The organism is Halomonas koreensis (assembly GCF_031451675.1).
Taxonomy (GTDB): domain Bacteria; phylum Pseudomonadota; class Gammaproteobacteria; order Pseudomonadales; family Halomonadaceae; genus Halomonas; species Halomonas koreensis.
This window is the reverse complement of sequence record NZ_JARWAK010000009.1, coordinates 46,688-66,405: the sequence shown is the minus strand read 5'-3', so window position 1 is coordinate 66,405 and position 19,718 is coordinate 46,688. Positions and strand designations below refer to the sequence as shown.

At 71.5% G+C, this 19,718-nt stretch carries 17 protein-coding genes; 12 read left to right on the top strand and 5 right to left on the bottom strand.

What is annotated here, in order from left to right:
- Positions 1-174 precede the first annotated feature (174 nt).
- The gene (locus QC818_RS11395; RefSeq protein ID WP_309652984.1) at positions 175-1,977 is read right to left on the bottom strand and encodes an ABC transporter ATP-binding protein; all 1,803 of its coding nucleotides are present in this window, start codon (positions 1,975-1,977) and stop codon (positions 175-177) included.
- A gap of 148 nt (positions 1,978-2,125) precedes the next feature.
- Here QC818_RS11395 and QC818_RS11390 point away from each other — a divergent pair, with 148 nt between their 5' ends.
- The 12 genes from QC818_RS11390 (at position 2,126) to QC818_RS11335 (ending at position 15,585) form a co-directional block, all read left to right on the top strand.
- Positions 2,126-2,893 carry an ATP-binding cassette domain-containing protein gene (locus tag QC818_RS11390; RefSeq protein WP_309652983.1) on the top strand — a complete coding sequence of 256 codons (768 nt, stop codon included), beginning with the start codon at positions 2,126-2,128 and terminating at the stop codon, positions 2,891-2,893.
- A gap of 14 nt (positions 2,894-2,907) precedes the next feature.
- Positions 2,908-3,777, top strand: coding sequence for an ABC transporter substrate-binding protein (locus QC818_RS11385; protein WP_309652982.1), 870 nt, complete (start codon positions 2,908-2,910; stop codon positions 3,775-3,777).
- Positions 3,767-5,770, top strand: coding sequence for a Fe(3+)-hydroxamate ABC transporter permease FhuB (gene fhuB / locus QC818_RS11380; RefSeq protein ID WP_309652981.1), 2,004 nt, complete (start codon positions 3,767-3,769; stop codon positions 5,768-5,770). Before QC818_RS11385 ends, fhuB begins: the two co-directional genes overlap by 11 nt.
- Before the next feature lie 53 nt (positions 5,771-5,823).
- On the top strand, positions 5,824-6,513 hold the full coding sequence (locus tag QC818_RS11375; RefSeq protein ID WP_309652980.1) for a DUF1007 family protein: 690 nt from the start codon (positions 5,824-5,826) through the stop codon (positions 6,511-6,513).
- A complete protein-coding gene (locus QC818_RS11370; RefSeq protein WP_374710086.1) occupies positions 6,498-7,511 on the top strand; it encodes a nickel/cobalt transporter in 1,014 nt (337 codons plus the stop codon). Before QC818_RS11375 ends, QC818_RS11370 begins: the two co-directional genes overlap by 16 nt.
- A 237-nt stretch (positions 7,512-7,748) precedes the next feature.
- Positions 7,749-9,923, top strand: a complete 2,175-nt coding sequence (locus QC818_RS11365) for a TonB-dependent receptor (RefSeq protein WP_309652979.1) — start codon at positions 7,749-7,751, stop codon at positions 9,921-9,923.
- 208 nt (positions 9,924-10,131) lie between these two features.
- On the top strand, positions 10,132-10,623 hold the full coding sequence (locus tag QC818_RS11360; protein WP_309652978.1) for an MFS transporter: 492 nt from the start codon (positions 10,132-10,134) through the stop codon (positions 10,621-10,623).
- Positions 10,620-11,675: an ABC transporter substrate-binding protein gene (locus QC818_RS11355; RefSeq protein ID WP_309652977.1), complete on the top strand. Its 1,056-nt coding sequence runs from the start codon at positions 10,620-10,622 to the stop codon at positions 11,673-11,675. Before QC818_RS11360 ends, QC818_RS11355 begins: the two co-directional genes overlap by 4 nt.
- A complete protein-coding gene (locus QC818_RS11350; RefSeq protein WP_309652976.1) occupies positions 11,669-12,667 on the top strand; it encodes a FecCD family ABC transporter permease in 999 nt (332 codons plus the stop codon). The genes QC818_RS11355 and QC818_RS11350 overlap by 7 nt, the downstream gene beginning before the upstream one ends.
- 2 nt (positions 12,668-12,669) lie before the next feature.
- Positions 12,670-13,707: a FecCD family ABC transporter permease gene (locus QC818_RS11345; RefSeq protein ID WP_309652975.1), complete on the top strand. Its 1,038-nt coding sequence runs from the start codon at positions 12,670-12,672 to the stop codon at positions 13,705-13,707.
- Positions 13,708-13,816: 109 nt separating this feature from the next.
- Entirely contained in the window at positions 13,817-14,662 is an 846-nt protein-coding gene (locus QC818_RS11340; protein ID WP_309652974.1) for an ABC transporter ATP-binding protein, read from the top strand.
- On the top strand, positions 14,659-15,585 hold the full coding sequence (locus tag QC818_RS11335; protein ID WP_309652973.1) for a sucrase ferredoxin: 927 nt from the start codon (positions 14,659-14,661) through the stop codon (positions 15,583-15,585). Before QC818_RS11340 ends, QC818_RS11335 begins: the two co-directional genes overlap by 4 nt.
- On the opposite strand, the gene QC818_RS11330 is transcribed toward QC818_RS11335, so the two are convergent.
- The 4 genes from QC818_RS11330 to QC818_RS11315 are packed head-to-tail and all read right to left on the bottom strand — an operon-like array spanning position 15,582 to position 19,619.
- Complete coding sequence (locus tag QC818_RS11330) at positions 15,582-16,718, bottom strand: metal ABC transporter permease (protein ID WP_309652972.1); 1,137 nt, start codon at positions 16,716-16,718, stop codon at positions 15,582-15,584. The two genes, QC818_RS11335 and QC818_RS11330, sit on opposite strands and share 4 nt — an antisense overlap.
- Positions 16,718-17,866 carry a metal ABC transporter permease gene (locus QC818_RS11325; RefSeq protein ID WP_309652971.1) on the bottom strand — a complete coding sequence of 383 codons (1,149 nt, stop codon included), beginning with the start codon at positions 17,864-17,866 and terminating at the stop codon, positions 16,718-16,720. The genes QC818_RS11330 and QC818_RS11325 overlap by 1 nt, the downstream gene beginning before the upstream one ends.
- Complete coding sequence (locus tag QC818_RS11320; protein ID WP_309652970.1) at positions 17,863-18,651, bottom strand: metal ABC transporter ATP-binding protein; 789 nt, start codon at positions 18,649-18,651, stop codon at positions 17,863-17,865. Before QC818_RS11320 ends, QC818_RS11325 begins: the two co-directional genes overlap by 4 nt.
- The gene (locus tag QC818_RS11315; protein WP_309652969.1) at positions 18,648-19,619 is read right to left on the bottom strand and encodes a metal ABC transporter solute-binding protein, Zn/Mn family; all 972 of its coding nucleotides are present in this window, start codon (positions 19,617-19,619) and stop codon (positions 18,648-18,650) included. Before QC818_RS11315 ends, QC818_RS11320 begins: the two co-directional genes overlap by 4 nt.
- Between the last annotated feature and the right edge of the window lie 99 nt (positions 19,620-19,718).

The window sequence follows — 19,718 nt, the reverse complement described above, 5'->3', positions numbered from 1 at the left end:
CTTGTGATGCACGGGAACGCGCATAATAATGACTCGCATTAATGCTCACAAATAAGAATATTTAGATATCCTCGCAAAGGTCGGGACGCCCTCATCGAGGCCCGGGGCGCACGAAACGCGACCGGCGGCCAGGTGGCCGCCGGTCATGGAAGGAGACGGAATGGGGCAAGGCGATCAGGCCAGCGGCGCGTCCGCCGACTCGACCTCGCCGGTCTGCACCCGCCACTGGGCGGCGTAGCGGCCGTCCCGGGCGAGCAGCTCGGCATGCCGGCCGCGCTCGACCACCCGGCCGGCCTCGATGACCGCGATCTCGTCGGCGTGGACGATGGTCGACAGCCGGTGGGCGATCATGATCACGGTGCGGCCGTGGCCGATGTGCCGCAGCGAGCGCTGGATCGCCGCCTCGGTCTCGTTGTCCACGGCGCTGGTGGCCTCGTCGAGCACCAGGATCGGCGGATCCTTGAGCAGCGCCCGAGCCAGCGACAGCCGCTGGCGCTGGCCGCCGGAGAGGCGCACGCCGCGCTCGCCCACCGCGGTGTCCAGCCCCTCGGGCAGCGCCTGGATGAAGTCCCAGGCCTCGGCGGTCCGAGCCGCCTCGACGATCTCGCCCTCCCCGGCCTCCGGCTTGCCGTAGGCGATGTTGTCACGGACCGTGCCCTCGAACAGGTAGACGTCCTGGCTGACCAGGCCGATGGCCCGGCGCAGCGACTGCAGGCTCACCGCGTCGACCGGCTGGCCGTCGATCCGCACCCGTCCGGCGTCGGGGTCATGGAAGCGCAGCAGCAGCTTGATCAGCGTCGACTTGCCGGAGCCGGTGGCGCCGACCAGCGCGAGGGTGTGGCCGGCCGGCACCGCCAGGTCGATGCCCTCGACCCCGGCCCCGGACGCACCGTAGCGGAAGGTGACGCCCTCGAAGGCGACCTCGCCGCGTACCGGGGCGCTCAGGGCGCGGTCGGCGTCATCGCGCACGCGGATCGGCGTGGCCAGCAGGTCGAGGATGCGCCGGGTGCTGGCCATGGCCCGCTCGAACAGGTCGATGACCTGGGCCAGGCCGGTGAGCGGCCACAGCAGGCGCTGGGTGAGGAACACCAGCACGCCGTAGGCGCCCACGTTGAGCTCGCCCTTCAGGGCCATCATGCCGCCCACCGTGAAGGTGGCCAGGAAGCCGGTGAGGATGGCCATGCGGATCACCGGGATGAAGGCCGAGCTGATGCGGATGGCGCGGCGGTTGGCGGTCACGTAGGCCTCGCTGGCGGCCCTGAGGCGCTCGGCCTCGCGAGCCTCGGCGGTGAAGCTCTTGATGGTGGCGATCCCCGCCAGGTTGTTGGCCAGCCGGCTCGAGAGCTCGCCGACCCGCTCGCGGACGTCGGCATACAGGGGGCCGGCCTTGCGCTGGAAGTAGAAGGCGCCCCACACGATCAGCGGGATGGGGGTGAAGGCCAGCAGGGCGATCAGCGGCGAGAGCACGAAGAACACCGCGCCCACCGCTACCACGGTGACGCCGACCTGGATCATGGCGTTGGCCCCGCCGTCGAGGAAGCGCTCGAGCTGGTTGACGTCGTCGTTCATGGTCGCCACCAGCTGCCCGGAGCTTCTCGACTCGAAGAAGCCCATGTCCAGGCGCTGGGCATGCTCGTAGGCGTCCTGGCGCAGGTCGGCCTGCAGCCGCTGGGCCAGGTTGCGCCACAGGATCTGGAAGAGGTACTCGAACAGCGACTCGCCGGCCCAGATGAAGAAGGTCAGGCCCCCGAGCACCAGGATCTGCTCCTGGGCCGTGGTGAAGCCCAGCCCGGCGACGAAGCTGTCTTCCCGGTTGACCACCACGTCGATGGCCACGCCGATGAGGATCTCCGGGGCGATATCGAAGAGCTTGTTAAGGACGGAGCAGAGGCTGGCGGCGATGATGCGGCGCCGGTAGCCGCGGGCATAGCGCAGCAGGCGCCCCAGGGCCTGGAAGCTGGAAGCGGTGGAAGACATCGGGACTTTCCTTGTGAAACGGGGGCCCAAGCCTACGGCATGCGATCCGGCGGACCAAGCGATCACATTGATAAGAATTATCGTTTGACTTAGGCTTGGGCGCCGAGACGCCGCCCCTTCCCGGCGGCCCCCGGCAGCGGAGCCCTCCATGATCGAAACGCGCGCCGCCTCCTTCGAGGTCAACGGCCAATGCCTGTTGCATCCCCTCGACCTGAGCTTCGAGGAAGGCCGCATCCATGGCCTGATCGGCCACAACGGCTCGGGCAAGTCGACGCTGCTCAAGCTGCTGGCTCGCCAGCAGCCGGCCAGCGGCGGGGAGCTGCGCCTGGACGGTCGACCGCTGAGCGCCTGGGGGCATCGCGCCTTCGCCCGCCAGCTGGCCTACCTGCCCCAGCACCTGCCCGCCGCCGAGAACCTCACCGGCCGCGAGCTGGTGGGCTTCGGCCGCTACCCCTGGCGCGGGCTGCTGGGCCGCCACGGCCGCGAGGACGAGGCGGCCATCGAGCGGGCCCTGGCCCTGACCCACACCGAGGCTTTCGCCGACCGCCGGGTCGACACCCTCTCCGGCGGCGAGCGCCAGCGGGTCTGGCTGGCCATGCTGCTGGCGCAGGGCAGCCGCTTCCTGCTGCTCGACGAGCCCCTGGCGGCCCTGGACATCGCCCACCAGGTCGAGGTGCTGGCGCTCGTCCGCCGGCTCTGCCGGGAGCTGGACCTGGGCGTGATCATCGTGCTCCACGACATCAACATGGCCTCCCGCTACTGCGACCGCCTGGTGGCGCTGCACGGCGGCCGCCTGCTGGCCCAGGGCACGCCGGAGGAGATGATGAACGGCAACACCCTCGAGGCCATCTACGGCATCCCCATGCACGTCATGGCCCACCCCGGCGGCGAGCACCGCGTCGCCATCGCCCACTAGCCCCGGAGTCGCCCGTGATCCGCCCTCGACGCGCCCTGCCCTGGCTCGCCGGCCTGCTGGCCGGGCTGGCCGTGACCGCGGCGCCGGCCGCCGAGCCCCGCCTGGCCACCCTCGACTGGAGCCAGGCCGAAACCCTGGTCGCCCTGGGCGCCCCGCCCCGAGCCGCGGCCCAGGTCGACGCCTACCATGCCTGGGTGGACGAGCCCAGCCTGCCCGAGTCCACCCTGGACCTGGGCCTGCGCAGCCAGCCCAACCTGGAACGGCTCGCCGACCTGGCCCCGGACCGCATCCTGATCTCGCCGCGCTTCGCCAACCTCACGCCGCGCCTCGAGCGCATCGCTCCGGTGGAGGCGCTGGCGCTGTTCAGCCCCGGTCGCGATACCTGGACGGAGATCCACGAGTTCACCCGGACCCTGGGCGAACTGGCGCGGCGGCCCGAGGCGGCGACCCGGCTGATCGAGGAAACCGAGGCCCGCATCGACTCCTTGCGGGAACGGCTGGACGGCGATGAGCCTCCCCTGGTGATCGTGCAATTTATGGATAGCCGCCATGTGCGGGTGTTCGGCGCGAGCGGCCTCTTCCAGGCGGTGCTCGACCGGCTGGACCTCGACAACGCCTGGACCGGCAACACCAACGCCTGGGGCTTCTCGCTGGTGGGCATCGAGGCGCTGGCCGGCCTGGACGCGCGGCTGGTGGTGGTCGAGCCCTACCCCGCCGGGGTCCGCGAGGCCCTGGACGACAGCGGCCTGTGGCGCCACCTGGTCGAGACGAGCCGGGGCGCGCCGATCGTGCTGCCGCCGATCTGGAGCTTCGGCGCCCTGCCCTCGGCCTCGCGCTTCGCCGAGCTGCTGGTGACTGCCCTGGAGAATGACGATGCCGTCTGACACCCTCGTCGCGGGGCGCCTGCCGCGCCCGCGCCTGACCCCGGGGCGCGCCTGCCTCGTCCTGGGCCTGACTCTGCTGGCGCTGGCCGTGGTCGCGCTGGAGGATCGCACCGGCCTGGCCGCCGGCCTCGCCGCCCTGGCGGCGCCGGGCGAGGCCACCGCCGGCCTGGTGCTGCACTTCGCCTGGTGGCCGCGGCTGGCCATGGCCCTGCTCGCCGGCGGCGGCCTGGCGCTCGCCGGCGTGCTGATGCAGCAGGTGCTGCGCAACCCGCTGGCCGCCCCCAGCACCCTGGGCGTGGCCAGCGGCGCCAACCTGGCGCTGATGGCCGCCACCCTGCTGGCGCCCGGCCTGCTCGGCCTGGGCCGGGAATGGGTCGCGCTGGCCGGGGGCGGGCTGGCCATGGGGCTGGTCTTCGCCCTGGCCTGGCGACGCGGGCTGGCGCCGGTGGTGGTGGTGCTCGGCGGCCTGGTGATCAACCTCTACCTGGGCGCCCTGTCCATGGTGCTGCTGCTCTTCCACCAGGAGGAGCTCAAGGGGCTGCTGATCTGGGGCGCCGGCTCGCTGGCCCAGAACGGCTGGGACGACGCCGCCTTCCTGGCGCCGCGGCTGGCGCTGGGCGCCCTGGCCGCGGCCTGGCTGATGCGCCCCCTGGCGGTGCTGGAGCTCGACGAGGCCGGCGCCCGGAGCCTCGGCGTCTCGCTCAAGCACCTGCGGCTGGCCGGGCTGGGCCTGGCGGTCTTCCTCACCGGCTGCGTGGTCAGCGTGGTGGGCATCATCGGCTTCATCGGCCTGGCCGCGCCCAACATCGTGCGCCTGGCCGGCGCCCGCCGCCTGGGGCCGCGGCTGCTGTGGTCGACGCTGCTCGGCGCCCTGCTGCTGGGCACCACCGACCTGCTGCTGCAGCGCATGGCCGGCACCCTGCCGACCCTGATCCCCACCGGGGCCACCACCGCCGCCCTGGGCGCGCCGCTGCTGCTGTGGCTGATCCCCCGGCTGCGCCTGGGCGGCACGGCCCCGCCCCGGGAGGCCCGCGCCATCGCCAACCGCCACCCGACGCCCGCTCGCCTGGCCACCGGTCTGGCAGCGGGCCTCGCCGGCGTGGCGGTGGTGGCGCTGCTGGCCGGCCAGGCGGGCAGCGGCTGGCAGTGGACCGCACCGGGCGACTGGGCGCTGCTGCAGTGGCGCCTGCCGCGGCTGCTCGCCGCCGGCGGCTGCGGGGTGATGCTGGCCGTCGCCGGCACCCTGATCCAGCGGCTCACCGCCAACCCCATGGCCAGCCCCGAGCTGCTGGGCATCAGCGGCGGCAGCGCCATCGCCCTGATGGGCGCCATCTTCCTGCTGCCCGCCCCCGACAACCTGACCCTGGTGGGCGCCGGCACCCTCGGGGCGCTGGCCAGCCTGGCGGTGCTGGTGGGGCTCAACCGGAAGAGCGGCTTCCAGCCGGAGCGCCTGCTGCTCACCGGGGTGGCGATCACCGCGCTGTTCGAGGCCATCAAGGCGGTGGTGCTGGCCGGCGGCGACCCCCGCGGCCAGCAGGTGATCGCCTGGCTCTCCGGCTCCACCTACTACGTCGACCTGGCCGGCGCCCTGGCGGTGAGCGGCGCCGCCCTGCTGCTGGCCCTGGTCGCCGCGCCGCTGTCCCGCTGGCTGGACATCCTGCCGCTGGGCGGCGCCACCGCCAGCGCCCTGGGCATCCCGCTGGCGCGTGCGCGGCTGGGCCTGCTGCTGCTGGTGGCGGTGCTCACCGCCGGCGCCACCCTGGTGGTGGGACCGCTGTCCTTCGTCGGCCTGCTGGCGCCCCACCTGGCGCGACTGCTGGGCTTCGCCCGGGCCGGCGCCCACCTGCTCGGTGCCGCCCTGACGGGCGCCCTGTTGATGGTGCTGGCCGACTGGCTAGGTCGCCAGCTGCTGTTCCCGGACGAGATCCCCGCCGGCCTGGTGGCCTCGCTGCTCGGCGGCGCCTACTTCATGTGGGGCATGCGGCGCCTGTGAACGCCGCCCGCCCGAGATTCCCGTCCCCCGGCGACTGCCATAGGATGCTGGCCATGCCGACCTCACATGCCCCACGCGGCGGGGCCATGCCCCGCCTGCTCGCCCTGTGCCTCGCCTGCGCCCTGTCGCTCTGGTCACAGCCCAGCCCGGCCCACCCCCACGGCTGGGTGGACGTCTCGGTGCGCGTGGCGATGGACGAGCGCGGCCGGGTCGAGGCCCTGCACCAGCGCTGGCGTCTCGACCCCTTCTATAGCCTGCTGTTGCTGGAGGAGCTGCGGGCCGCCCCCGGCGAGGCCCCGCTGGAGGCGCGCCTCGACCGGCTCGGCGTGGAGATCCGCCGCAACCTTTCCCCCCAGCGCTACTTCACCCACGTCACCCACGACGGCGAGCCGGTGGCCCTCGGCGAGGTCGAGGACTTCACCACCCTGGCTCGGGGCGACCGCATCGAGCTGATGTTTCGCCTGCCGCTGGCCGAGCCCCTGGCGATGCACCAGGCCCCGCTGCGCTACCGGATCTATGACCCGAGCTACTATCTCGAGGTCCTCCACGAGACGGAGGGCGACAGCCCCCGAGCGGACGCGCTGCGGGTGACCGGGGCCGACTGCGCCACGCGGGTCATCGCCGCCGACCCCGATCCGGCCCGGGTCGCCGAGGCGGCGCGCCTCGACCGCGACGAGCAGGCACCGGAGGGGCTGGGCCGCTTCTTCGCCGAGACCGGAGAGATCCGATGCGATTCCCCCTGACTGCCGCCGCCCGGCACGCGCCCGGACGCCCGCCAGCTCGGAGGTGGTCCCGGCCGGTCGGCCTGGCGGCCCTGTCGATGGTGGTGATCGCCCTGGCCTGGTTCGCCGGCGGCCAGGACATCGGGCTCCAGCTGGTCGCCTGGCAGCGCGACCTCCACCGCGCCCTGACGACGGCGATCGCCACCCTCGACGCCGTCCCGACCGCGACCGCCTGGCTGAGCCTGCTCGGGCTCAGCTTCGGCTACGGGGTCTTCCATGCCGCCGGCCCCGGCCATGGCAAGGCGGTGCTGAGCACCTACCTGGTGAGCCAGGGCGGCGCCCTGCGCCGCGCCCTGTGGCTGTCCTGCCTGGCCTCGCTGCTGCAGGCCCTGGTCGCCATCGCCCTGGTCACGGTGCTGGTCCATGGCCTGGGCTGGCTGACCCGTCAGGCCATGGGCTCGGTGGCCTGGCTGGAGCAGGCCAGCTTCCTGCTGGTGGCCATGCTGGGAGGCTGGCTCACCTGGCGGGCACTGGCGCACGCGCCTCGCCCCCGGGAGGCCGCCCGTGACCATGATCACCATGGCCACGCGTGCGACTGCGCCCATCACCTGACGCCCCGCCAGGCCGAGGACTGGCGGGGCGCCCTGGCCGTGGTGACCTCGATCGGCATGCGCCCCTGCAGCGGCAGCGTGCTGGTGGTCGGGGCCGCCTCCCTGCTGGGCCACTACTGGGCCGGGGTGCTGGCCGTGCTGGCCATGGCCGTGGGCACGGCGCTCACGGTCTCGGCACTGGCCCTGGCCAGTGTGATGGCCCGGGGCTGGGCCGAGCGTCGCCTGCAGCGTTCCCGGTACGCGGCGGGCGCCGCCCGCTACCTGCGCCTGGGCGGCCTGGCGGGCGGCCTGCTGATCCTGTTCCTGGGGCTGACCCTGTTCATGACCGGGGTTCGCGCCCCCGCCACGGTACCGCTGCTCGACGCGGCCCCCGCCCCCGCCCCCTCCGCCTCGCCCTTCGGCGGCTGATCTCCCCCGATACGCGCTCTCCCGGTCTCCCCTTCCCACGACACGAACAAGATTCCCCTCGGCGCGTAAACCGCGCCGAGGGCATCCCCCGCCGCCGCCGATATTGCGACGCTAAATGCAAAGCATTATCATTTTTCTCCTTAATAACAACAACGCTCGGCAAGAGATCATGGGCACCGGCCATAACAAGCATCGCCATGCCTTCCATTCAGGATCGAACAAGGGATCTTTCCAGACATGCCCATCACCCACCCGCCGCGTCCCAGGCGGCTGCTGCCGCTCATGCTGTGTTCCACCCTGCCCGCCATGGCCTTGGCACAGACCTCGACCAGCTCGGGCACCGAGCTTGCCGACGGCAACGGCGCCGAGATGAACCCGCTGGTGATCACCGCGACACGTAATCGCAGCAGCGAGGGCGAGACGCCGCAGAAGGTCACCATCATCACCCGGGAGCAGATCGAGCAGCAGCTGGCGATCACCCAGGACCCCGGCCAGGTGCTCAGCAACCTGATTCCCTCCTACTCGCCCAGCCGGCAGAAGCTCTCCAACGCCGGCGAGACCTTCCGCGGCCGCTCCCCGCTGTTCCTGGTGGACGGCGTGCCCCAGACCAACCCGCTGCGAGACAGTGCCCGCGACAGCTACACCATCGACCTGTCCATGGTCGAGCGCATCGAGGTCATCCACGGCGCCAGTGCCGAGCACGGCCTGGGCGCCACCGGCGGCATCATCAACTACGTGACCAAGCGCCCCGACGGCGCCGGCGTTCGCCAGCATGCCGGCATCCGCCTGACCAGCGACGACGACTTCGAGTCCGAGGGCTTCGGCCACAAGCTGGACTACCGCCTCAGCGGCCAGACCGGCGACTGGGACTACGTGGTGGCCGCCAGCCGCCAGGAACGGGGCGTCTTCTACGACGGCAACGACGAACTCGTCGGCATCGCCTATCCCGGCGAACTCCAGGACTCCGAGAGCTACGACCTGCTGGCCAAGGTGGGCTACTGGCTCGATGACCAACAGAGCCTCGAGGCATCGATCAACCATTTCGATCTCGAGGGTGGCGACGACTACGTGCCCGTGAGCGGCGACCGCGAGGCCGGCGTGGCCACCACGGCGCGCCGGGGCAACCCCGACGGCGACCCGGGCTACAACGAGGTCACCACCGCCCGGCTGGCGTACTCCCACGCCGACTGGTTCGGCAACCAACTGGACGCGCAGCTTTACCGCCAGCGCTTCCGCGCCCAGTTCGCCACCACGCCCTACTTCCCCTATCAGGATGGCGACGGCAATACCCTCTACGATCAAACCCGCAACGAATCCGACAAGGTCGGCGCCAAGTTCACCCTGAGTCGTGATGGCCTGCTGAACGACCGGCTGACCCTGACCACCGGCCTCGACCTGCTGCAGGATGACACCCGCCAGATGCTCGTCCATACCGAGCGGACCTATGTGCCGGAGACCCGTTTCCGCAACCTGGCCGCCTTCCTGCAGGGCGATATCGACCTGACCGACTCGCTGCGCCTGCATGCCGGCGTGCGCCAGGAGCAGGCCGAGCTCGACGTCGACGATTTCAGCACGGTCGATCGCAGCACCGACGACGGTGATCCCAAGGACGTGACGCGCGACCTGGTGGACGTCGAGGGCGGCAACCCGGACTTCGACGAGACGCTGTTCAATGCCGGCATCGTCTACCAGGCCACCGACTGGGCCCAGCTCTACGCCAACTACTCGGAAGGCTTCGGCATGCCCGACGTGGGCCGGGTGCTGCGCGGCATCGAGACACCGGGCCAGGACGTCGACGGCCTCCTGCAGCTGCAGCCCATCGTCACCGACAACCGCGAGATCGGCGCCCGCTTCGACTGGGATCGCTACGGCCTCGAGCTGAGCTACTACGAGTCCAACTCCGACTTCGGCGAACGCCTGACCTACGACCAGGCCTCCGGCACCTGGGTCGGCAGCCGGGAGAAGACCGAGATCCAGGGCCTCGAGGTCACCGGCGAGGCCCAGGTGAACGATGCCCACCGGCTGCGCCTCACCTACACCCATGCCGAGGGCGAGTCCGACACCGACGGCGATGGCAGCGTGGATACCGAACTGACCGGCATCAACATCGCGCCGGACACCCTCAAGCTGGCCTGGAGCGCCGCCTGGACCGACAGGCTCTCCTCCCACCTGCAGTACAGCCACTACTTCGATCGCAGCGTCGACGACCCGGAGCTCGAGTTCGACGGCTACGGCCTGGTCGATGCCTCGCTGGCCTACCGCCTGCCGGTGGGCCGCACCAGCCTGGGCGTGGAAAACCTCACCGACGAGGACTACTTCACCTACTATTCCCAGGCCGCCCGGAACAGCGACGACTACTACTTCAAGGGCCGGGGGCGCACCCTCACCCTGAGCTACCAGCTCGACTTCTAGGGCGACGATTCCGTTCGCACTGGCTTGCTTGGCGGCGCCACCCGGCGCCGCCTTTTTTGACCCCAAACATTCGATAATGCTTTGCATTTACCTTTGCATGCTGAGATCATCACCTGCCTCGGTCCGCGGCGCTTCGCTTGCCTGCCGTGCCGGCCATGTGATTCGCCGAGTGAGAGCCCATGTCGCACCCTGCCGGACAGGCGGAAAGGTGCTGATCAGTGTGCTGCCGGGCACCTTTGCCGTCAGCCTCCACAACAGCGCCTGGAAGCTGGCCGTCGCCGACCCGATGGCCACCTTCGATGTCGGTGCGACAGGTATCAGCCGGGTGGTGACGCTGTCCATGATCGCCGTGGCCATGACCATGCCGCTGACCGGCTACCTGGCCGACCGCTTCGGTCGCAAGCGCATCTACCTGCTGGGCCTGTCCGGGTTTCTGACCGGCTCTCTCCTGGCGCGCGGGCTCCAGGGCGTGGCGGCGGGGCTGATGATTCCGCTGTCGCTGGTCTTCTCCGCCTATCCCGAGGAGCGCCGCGGCCATGCCAGCGGCCCCTGGGGCTTTGCGATGATGTTCGCCCCGGCCATCGGCCCGAGCGCCGGTGGTCTCCTGCTGGAGGGCCGCGACTCGCCCGGCCAGGCGGCGCCCTCCACCGACACCGCCGAGTCAGCCCCGATGTCCGTCGATGCCAGGAGATCGCCATGAACGCGCACACAAGGCCCGGAAGCCGCTGGCTGGCAACGCTGCTGGTGTTGCTCGCACCTTGGCTCGCCGCGCCCGTCCTGGGCGACACCGGCGGCGCGCGCCTCGTCACCCATGCGTTCGGCGATACCCGCCTGTCCGCCACGCCACAACGCATCGTCACCCTCTACCAGGGAGCGACCGACAGCGCGGTGGCGCTCGGCATCACGCCGGTGGGCGTCGTCGACTCCTGGCTGGAGCCGCCGATGTATCGCTACCTGCGCGACGACCTCGCCAGCGTCGAGCATGTCGGCCTGGAGACCCAGCCCAACCTGGAGAAGGTGGCCTGGCTGGCCCCCGACCTGATCGTGGCCACGCGCTTCCGCCATGGGCGAGTCCGGCCGCTGCTCGAGCAGATCGCGCCGACGGTCGCCAGCGACACCGTGTTCGACTTCGAGGCTACGCTGAGGCTGGTGGCCGAGGCCACGGGCCGCGAGGCACGCGCCCGCGAGCTGCTCCACGACTGGGACGCTCGGGTGGCGGACTTTCGCCGGCGCATCGCCGCGGCGCTGGGCGATGCCTGGCCGCAGAAGGCGGCCGTGGTGCGCTTCAAGAGCGACCATGTGCGCCTCTATTCCACGGGGTTCGCCGGCTCGATCCTGGAGGAGCTGGGCTTCGAACAGCCGACTGCCGTTCGGGATCAGGGCTGGGGCATGAAGCTGACCAGCGAGGAGAACATCCCGGTCCTGGATGCCGACGTGCTCTTCGTGCTCCTCGAGCCGGACGATCCCGCCATCGCCCGGAACTACCGCCACTGGACCTCCCACCCCCTCTGGCAACGGCTGGAAGCCGTGCAAGCCGGGCGCGTCTTCGAGGTCGATACGGTGAACTGGATCATGGGCGGCGGCATCCTGGCCGCCAACGCCATGCTGGACGACCTCTATGCCCATTACCGGCTGGCGACGCCCGGAGGCCCCGCGGAACACGTCTCGGCCCTGCCCGACGCTGCCCGCTGTTCGACGGCCGCGGCTCCCCGGCCCGAGCTCCCGGAAGAAGAGGAGGCCACCGCATGCTGAACAGTCGCCTCGCGCGGGGCCTGGGCCTGCTGTTGGGCCTGGCACTGACCGCCTCGGCCTTCACCGCAAGCCTCATGCTGGGCAGCACACCGATCGCCGCCTCGACCTTCGCCGAGGCCCTGGTGGACTACGACCCGTCCCGGGCCACCCACATCATCATCCACACCGAGCGGCTGCCGCGGGCGCTGCTCGGAGCCCTGGTCGGCGCCAGCCTGGCCATCGCCGGGGCCCTGATGCAGACCCTGACCCGCAACCCCCTCGCCTCGCCGAGCATCCTGGGCATCAATGCCGGGGCCATGTTCTTCGTGGTCATCGCGGTCTCGCTGCTGCCGCTGCATGCTCCGGCCGAGATCGTCTGGGCAGCGCTGCTGGGCGCGCTGGTGGCGGCCTGCCTGGTGGTCACGCTGAGTCGCGGCCGCCAGGGAGAGCTCTCGCCGCTGCGGGTGGTGCTGGCGGGGGTGGCCGTGACCGCCATGTTCGTCTCCTTCAGCCAGGGGCTGCTGATCATCGACCGGCAGAGCTTCGAGGGGGTGCTGTATTGGCTGGCCGGCTCCGTGTCGGGGCGCGAGCTGCCGCTGGTGATGCCGCTGCTGCCGCTCTTCGCCGCCGCCCTGCTGCTGTGCACCCTGCTGGTCCGGCACGCCAACGCCCTGATGCTGGGCGACGACATGGTGCAGGGGCTGGGCCTGCGCGCCGGCACCGTCAAGCTGCTGCTGGGCCTGGTGGTGATCCTGCTCGCCGGCGGCTCGGTCGCGCTGGCGGGCATGATCGGCTTCGTCGGCCTGATCGTGCCGCACATGGCGCGTGGCATCTTCGGCGTCGACCATCGCTGGCTGCTGCCGGCCTGTGCCCTGCTGGGCGCCAGCCTGCTGCTGCTGGCCGACGTGTCCTCGCGCTTCTTGATGCCCCCGCAGGAGGTGCCGGTGGGCGTCATGACCGCGCTGATCGGCACGCCCTTCTTCATCTACCTGGCGCGCAGGAAAGGGGCCTGATCATGGCGCACGCACTCCCCCTCGGCCGAACCGGCGACGCCGCCGGCGATGCCCGCTACGCGGCCATCGTGACCCTGCTCGGGCTGTCGCTGCTGGCCAGCATGGGCCTGTCGCTCACCCTCGGCAGCTTCCCCACTCCGCCGGGCCGGGTGTTGCATGCCCTGACCGACCCAAAGGACAGCGACATCGCCTTCATCGTCTGGGATCTGCGCCTGCCGCGCATCCTGCTGGCCACGCTGGTCGGCGCGGCCCTGGCCGTGGCCGGGGCCATCCTGCAGGGCATCGTGCGCAACCCACTGGCCTCGCCCGACGTGATCGGCATCACCGGCGGGGCCGCCCTGGCCGCCGTGGCCTTCCTGGCACTGTTCGGCGGCGTGCTGAGTGCTCACTGGCTGCCGGTCGCGGCCCTGCTCGGCGCGCTGTGTGCCGCCGCGCTGGTCCTGAGCCTGGCCTGGCGGCGCGGCATCACGCCCTCGCGGCTGGTGCTGGTGGGTATCGGGCTCTCCGCCGCCATGGGGGCGATGACCACCCTGCTGATCGTGCTCAGCGACGATGCCGCCGCCATGGTCGCCTACGTGTGGCTGACCGGCAGCCTCTATGCGGCCCAGTGGCAGGACGTGGCCGGCCTGGTGCCCTGGTTGCTGGTCGCCATTCCCCCGTGCCTGGCCCGTTCTCGGCACCTGGATGCCATGGCACTGGGCGACCAGGTGGCTCGGGGACTGGGCGTGAACATCCTGCACAGCCGACTGGTGCTGATGGCCTGCAGCGTGGCGCTGGCAGGTGCGGCGGTGGCCTATGCCGGCGGGCTCAGCTTCGTGGGCCTGATCGCGCCCCATGTGGCGGCGCGCCTGGTGGGTCATGGCTTCGCCCGACTGGCGCCCGTCTCCGCCCTGGTCGGGGCCCTGATCGTGCTGCATGCCGACCTGCTCGGCCGGGTGGCCTTCCTGCCCGCGGACCTCCCCGCCGGCATCTTCGTCTCGGGCGTCGGCGCCCCCTTCTTCGTCTACCTGCTGCACCGCACCCGCCACCGACGGCACTGAGGGGCGGCCCTCCGGGAGGCGCGGCCTCGAGCGACGCCCAGGGATTGAAAATGAGAATGCTTTGCCTTACGTTGCTTCGCTCCGCCTTCTTCACCCGCGAGATCCGCCGATGTCCCCGATCCCTGCCAGACCGCCACGACTGACGGGCGAAGCCCTGCATGCCGGCTACGAGGCCCGTCCCGTCCTGGACGGCGTCGACCTGGCGGTCCCAGAGGGCAAGCTGACGGTGCTGCTGGGCCCGAACGGCAGCGGCAAGTCGACGCTGCTGAAGACGCTGGCGCGCACCCTGACGCCCGATGCCGGGCGCGTCCTTCTCGACGGCCAGGATATCCATCGTCGCGATACGCGGGAGGTGGCACGGCGGCTGGGGATCCTGCCCCAGGGCCCCTCCGCCCCGGAGGGGCTGACGGTCCGCCAGCTGGTCGACATGGGACGCTTCCCGCACCGGCGGCTGTGGCGCCAGGATGCCGGGCGGGATGCCCGCATCGTCCGGGAGGCGATGGCCGCCGCCGGCGTCACGGACTTCGCCGAGCGCAGCGTCGATGCGCTCTCCGGGGGCCAGCGCCAACGCTGCTGGATCGCCATGGTGCTGGCCCAGGAGACGGACCTGATCCTGCTCGACGAGCCCACCACCTTTCTCGACCTGCGGGTACAGGTCGACCTGCTGGAACTGCTGGTGTCCCTGGCCCACGACCGGGGACGCACCCTGCTGGTGGTGCTCCACGACCTCAACCTGGCGGCGGCCTACGCCGATGTCCTGGTCATGATGCGGGATGGTCGCATCCTGCGCCAGGGCCCCCCCGGCGAGGTCTTCAGCGCCGACAACCTGAAGAAGGTGTTCGATCTCGACGCCAACGTCATCCACGAGCCTCGCACCGGCAGCCCGGTGTGCGTCCCCACCCAGTCGGGCCGCGTCCGCTCGCGTCGCGAGGCCCTGCGAGGGGTCGGCGCATGAACCGCCGCTTCTGTGCCGTCGAAAGCGCCGCCGTCGGCGATCCGCTGGCGGGCACCGCCACCCACGCCGAGCGCAACCTGCTGCTCGCCTGGCCGCGGGCCAAATGGTGCCGCAGCCTGCGCCAGGCCAGCGACATGCCCGAGACGGTCGTCGAGCGACTGACGGCCCTGGCCGAGTCGGGGCGTCGGGTCAACCTGATCCATCGCCATGACCGACCCACGCACCGCCACCGCATCTACCTGATGCCCGAGAATCGCGGCTACGAGGTCGAGCGCGAGGCCCTGCCCGACTTCCTGGACGCCTTCGGGCGTGGCGAGTCGTTGGCCGCCTGGGAGGTCGCGCCGCCCAGCGGGCCACTGCTGCTGTGCTGCACCCACGGCAAGAAGGACAAGTGCTGCGCCAAGTTCGGGTTCGCGGCCTACAAGGCCCTGGCGAGCACCGCGGCCCGTCACGAACTGCCGATCGAGATCTGGGAGAGCAGCCATCTGGGGGGCTGTCGCCTGGCGGCCAGCGCCATGGTCTTTCCGGCCCTGCGCAAGTACGGACGCATCGGCGAGGAGGACGTCCTGCCGCTGCTGGAGGCCGAGGTCGGCGGTCGGCCCTACCTGCCCTGCTATCGCGGCGACGCCAGGCTCACGCCGGTGCAGCAGTGCGCCCAGATCGCGGCGCTGGGCTGGCTGGCGGCGCACGGACACGACGCCTCTCTGCGCCTATTGGATGACGACGGCGATGGCCGGACCCGGCGGCTGAGGTTCGGCTGGCGGGAGGGCGAGCTGAGCGGCCGGCTCGTCGTACACTGCCGGAGCGACACCCTGGTCCGCCTCGATACCTGCGCCGATCTCGAGGCAGCCGGCGCCACCCCCAGCGAGGTGTGGCGCGCCATCGACATCACCGCCGACGCCGCCCCTGATCGCCGACCCTAGCGACGCGACCGCCCCGGCTCGAGGATCTCCCGGGCCAGTTCGCGGCCGGCCGGGGTCAGGGTCAGCGCCTCGCCGGCGCGCTCGATCAGGCGGCGCTCGCGGCTGCGCGCCACCACCCGCCGGGCCTTGGCGTCGTCCCACAGCAGGTGCTCGCGCAGCGCCCGGGTGACGTTCTCCTCGTGCTGCTGGGGGCTGCCCTCGTGGTTGTAGAGGTGCACCGCCAGGGTGCGGATCTCGTTGAGCCGGCGCTGGCCGCGGCGCCGCCGCCACTGGGCCACCAGGCCATAGCGAGGCCCGGCGAGGAACGCCAGCAGCAGGAAAACGCCGGTCATCACCGCCATCATCCCACCGATGGAGACGTTCCAGGCCACCGCCAGGCCGTAGCCGCTGACGCTGGCGAGGATCGACACCAGGGTGCCGTAGCCGAACATCAGCCACAGCCGGTCGGTGAGCAGGTAGGCGGTGGCCGGCGGGACGATGACGAAGGCCACGAACAGCACCGCGCCCACCGCATCGAAGGCCGCCACGGCGGTGCCGCTGGTCAGCAACAGCAGGCCGTAGAACAGCACCCCGGGCGCCAGGCCCAGGGCCCGGGCCAGCCCCTCGTCGAAGGTCGCCAGCTTGAGCTCCTTGTAGAAGGCGCCCACGAAGGCGGCATTGAGCAGCGTCATGGCGCCCATAGACAGCAGCGCCTGAGGCACCCGATAGTCGCCGAGGGTGACGGTATCCAGCCACACGAAGCCGATCTCGCCGAGCAGCACCGTATGGGTGTCGATGTGCACGTCCCGGGCATAGAGGTTGAGCAGCAGCACCCCGATCGAGAATAGCACCGGGAACACCAGGCCGATGGCGGCGTCCTGCTTGACCCGGCGGGTGCGCACCAGCAGCTCGGTGAGCACCACCGTGAACACGCCGGTCAGGGCGGCGCCGAGGATCTGCACCGGGCCGCTCTGCCGGTGGGTGAGCAGCCAGACGATGACGATGCCGAAGACGATGGCATGACCGATGGCATCCGAGAGCATGCTGTTGCCGCGCAGCACCAGGAAGGTGCCCACCAGGGTCGAGGCGATGCCCACCAGGGCCCCCACCAGCATGATCAGCAGCGGCGGACTGTCGAACAGCGCGGCCAGCATTAGTCGCCCTCCCCGTCGATCGCGGCGAGGACCCGCTCGGCCTCGAGACGCCCGGCCGGGGTCAGCAGCCAGCGCCGCGGCGGCCCGGGCTCGCCCGGCGGTGCCTCGCCCCAGGCCACCAGGCCGCGCCGCTCCAGCTTGCGCAGCGCGGTGCGCGTGCCCAGGCCGTGATAGGTGTCGAGCAGCCCCTGCTCGGAGCGGAACACCGGGTCGGCATGGTGGGCGGCGAGCCGGTAGAGGGTGGTCAGCACCTGCTGCTCGCGCAGCCGGCGCCGCCCCCGCCACAGCCGCAGCGCCTCCCATACCAGGCCGCGGCCCGGGGCCAGGCCGATCGACACCAGCACCATGCCGGAGACGCTGAGGATGATCAGCGGGCCGGTGGCCAGGCCCCGGGACAGCGCGCTGAGCAGCGCGCCGGCCACGCCGCCGACCACGCCGATGGCCGCCGCCAGCCCGACCATGCCCTCGAGACGCCGGCTCCACTGGCGGGCCGCCACCGCCGGGGCGATGACCATGGCCGCCATCAGCACCACACCGACCATCTGCAGGCCGACCACCACGGCCAGCGCGATCATCACCGTCAACAGCACCTCCAGCCATACCACCGGCATGCCCAGGGAGGCGGCGAACTCGGCGTCGAAGGTGACCAGCTTGAACTCCTTCCACAGCGCCGCCACCAGCGCCAGGGCCAGCGCCGTGACGCCGGCCATGATCCACACGTCCGAGCGCAGCGTGGCCGCCGCCTGGCCGAACAGAAAGGCGTCGAGGCCCCCCTGGGCGGCGTTGTTCATGCCCTGGATATGGGTCAGCAGTACCACGCCCAGGGCGAAGAAGGTGCTCAGGGCGATGCCCAGGGCGGCGTCGGTCTTGAGGCGGCTCATGCGCGTCAGCAGCAGCATCAGCAGCGCGGCCAGACTGCCGGTGATCAGGGCCCCGGCCAGGATGCTGCCCAGGTGGCGGCCGCCGGCGATCAAGAAGCCCAGGCAGACGCCGGGCAGGGCCGCATGGGACATGGTGTCGCCGAGCAGGCTCTGACGGCGCAGCACCGCGAAGCTGCCCAGCACGCCGCTGATCAGCCCCAGCAGGGCCGCCCCGGCCATCACGTTCTGGAGGGTGTAGTCGCGCAGCAGCGCCAGCAGCTCGCTCATCGGCCGTCGCGCTCCCCGCCGGCGAGGAAGCTGGCCTCGTCGAGCAGGGCGATCTGGCCGCCGTAGGCTCGCCGCAGGTTGTCGGCGGTATAGGCCTCGCGCACCGGTCCCTGGGCGACGACCCGCACGTTGAGGATCAGCAGCCAGTCGAAGTAGCTGCGCACCGTCTGCAGGTCGTGGTGCACCACGATCAGCGTCTTGCCCTGGTCGCGCAGGCGCCGGAGGATGTCGACGATGGCGCGCTCGGTGGTGGCATCGACCCCGGCCATGGGCTCGTCGAGGAAGTAGACGTCGGCCTGCTGGACCAGCGCCCGGGCCAGGAACACCCGCTGCTGCTGGCCGCCGGAGAGCTGGCTGATCTGGCGCCCGGCGAAGTCGGCCATGCCGACCTGCTCCAGGGCGGCCAGGGCCTCGTCGCGCTCGCGGCGCCCGGGGCGCTTGAGCCAACCCAGCCGGCCATAGAGCCCCATGGTCACCACGTCCAGGGCGGTGGTGGGGAAGTCCCAGTCGACGCTGGAGCGCTGGGGCACGTAGCCCACCCGCCGCCGCCGTGCCTTGTAGGGCAGGCCGAACAGCCGCACGTGGCCGGCCACCGCCGGCACCAGCCCCAGCACGCTCTTGATCAGGGTGCTCTTGCCGGCCCCGTTGGGGCCGACGATGCCGGCCATGACCCCGGGCGGCACGTCGAAGTCGATGTCCCACAGCACCGGCTTGCTGTGGTAGCTGACGGTCAGGTCCTCGACGTGCAGGGCGAGGTCCGGCTCATGGAGGCCGGTGGCGCTCATGAACCGGCCTCCGCCGGACGCTGCCAGCGCTCGGCCCAGCCGTGCAGCGCCTCGGGCAGCGGCGCCGGCGTGCCGCCCAGCGCCTCGACGATGTGGCGGGTGTTGGCGTGCAGCATGCCGATGTAGGTGCCGTCGGCGGTGCCCGCTTCGCCCATGGCGTCGGAGTACAGCTGGCCGCCGATCGCCACCTCCTGGCCTCGCTGGCGGGCGGCGTCGATCACCGCCTGGACGGTGCGCGGGTTGATGGTGGTCTCCACGAACACCGCCGGCACGCCACGCTCCACCACGATATCGGTCATGGCGCGGATATCCGCCACCCCGGTCTCGGTCTCGGTGCTGATGCCCTGGATGCCGGCCACCTCGATGCCATAGGCCCGGCCATAGTAGTTGAAGGCGTCGTGGGCGGTCACCAGGATGCGCTGGCCCTCGGGAATGCTGGCGATGCTGTCGCCGACCCAGGCGTGCAGGGCCTCGAGCTGGCGAGCATAGGCCTCGGCGTTGGCGCGGATCCGCGCCTCGCAGGCCGGCCGCGCCTCGCTGAAGGTGTCGGCCAGCACCGGCAGGGTCTCGGCCCACAGCGAGACGTCCATCCACAGGTGGGGATCGATGCCGTAGACGTCCTGGACGGTGATCAGGTCGGCGGTGTCGATGGCGGACGGCGCCACCGCCAGGGTCGGCTTGATCTCGGCGAAGCGCCCCAGCACCTCGCCCAGCTGGCCCTCCAGGGAATAGCCCGAGTAGAGGATCGTCTCGGCCCGCTGGAAGGTCGCCACGTCCCGGGCGCTGGCCTGGTAGAGGTGCGGGTCCACGCCGGGGCCCATGAGGGTGGTCACCTCGACGCACTCGCCGCCGACCCGCTGGGCGACGTCGCCGAGCATGCCGATCGTCACCACCGTATCCAGCGGCTCGGCCGCCTCGGCCGTGCCCAGCGTCATCGCCAGCCCCAGGGCCGCCCATCGGATTCGCATCGCTCGCCTCCCTCGTTGGTCGCCTTGCACCGCCCGCTGCGTCATCGCCTTCACCTTAACACTTCGTTACCCGTTTCCCGGAACCCTGGCCGCGGCGGC

Excerpts from the sequence above, each read along its gene's own strand:
- QC818_RS11395 (WP_309652984.1), bottom strand. The coding sequence starts at position 1,977 with ATGTCTTCCACCGCTTCCAGCTTCCAGGCCCTGGGGCGCCTGCTGCGC.
- QC818_RS11390 (WP_309652983.1), top strand. The coding sequence starts at position 2,126 with ATGATCGAAACGCGCGCCGCCTCCTTCGAGGTCAACGGCCAATGCCTG.
- fhuB (WP_309652981.1), top strand. The coding sequence starts at position 3,767 with ATGCCGTCTGACACCCTCGTCGCGGGGCGCCTGCCGCGCCCGCGCCTG.
- QC818_RS11375 (WP_309652980.1), top strand. The coding sequence starts at position 5,824 with ATGCCGACCTCACATGCCCCACGCGGCGGGGCCATGCCCCGCCTGCTC.
- QC818_RS11370 (WP_374710086.1), top strand. The coding sequence starts at position 6,498 with ATGCGATTCCCCCTGACTGCCGCCGCCCGGCACGCGCCCGGACGCCCG.
- QC818_RS11365 (WP_309652979.1), top strand. The coding sequence starts at position 7,749 with ATGCCCATCACCCACCCGCCGCGTCCCAGGCGGCTGCTGCCGCTCATG.
- QC818_RS11355 (WP_309652977.1), top strand. The coding sequence starts at position 10,620 with ATGAACGCGCACACAAGGCCCGGAAGCCGCTGGCTGGCAACGCTGCTG.
- QC818_RS11350 (WP_309652976.1), top strand. The coding sequence starts at position 11,669 with ATGCTGAACAGTCGCCTCGCGCGGGGCCTGGGCCTGCTGTTGGGCCTG.
- QC818_RS11345 (WP_309652975.1), top strand. The coding sequence starts at position 12,670 with ATGGCGCACGCACTCCCCCTCGGCCGAACCGGCGACGCCGCCGGCGAT.
- QC818_RS11340 (WP_309652974.1), top strand. The coding sequence starts at position 13,817 with ATGTCCCCGATCCCTGCCAGACCGCCACGACTGACGGGCGAAGCCCTG.
- QC818_RS11335 (WP_309652973.1), top strand. The coding sequence starts at position 14,659 with ATGAACCGCCGCTTCTGTGCCGTCGAAAGCGCCGCCGTCGGCGATCCG.
- QC818_RS11330 (WP_309652972.1), bottom strand. The coding sequence starts at position 16,718 with ATGCTGGCCGCGCTGTTCGACAGTCCGCCGCTGCTGATCATGCTGGTG.
- QC818_RS11325 (WP_309652971.1), bottom strand. The coding sequence starts at position 17,866 with ATGAGCGAGCTGCTGGCGCTGCTGCGCGACTACACCCTCCAGAACGTG.
- QC818_RS11320 (WP_309652970.1), bottom strand. The coding sequence starts at position 18,651 with ATGAGCGCCACCGGCCTCCATGAGCCGGACCTCGCCCTGCACGTCGAG.
- QC818_RS11315 (WP_309652969.1), bottom strand. The coding sequence starts at position 19,619 with ATGCGAATCCGATGGGCGGCCCTGGGGCTGGCGATGACGCTGGGCACG.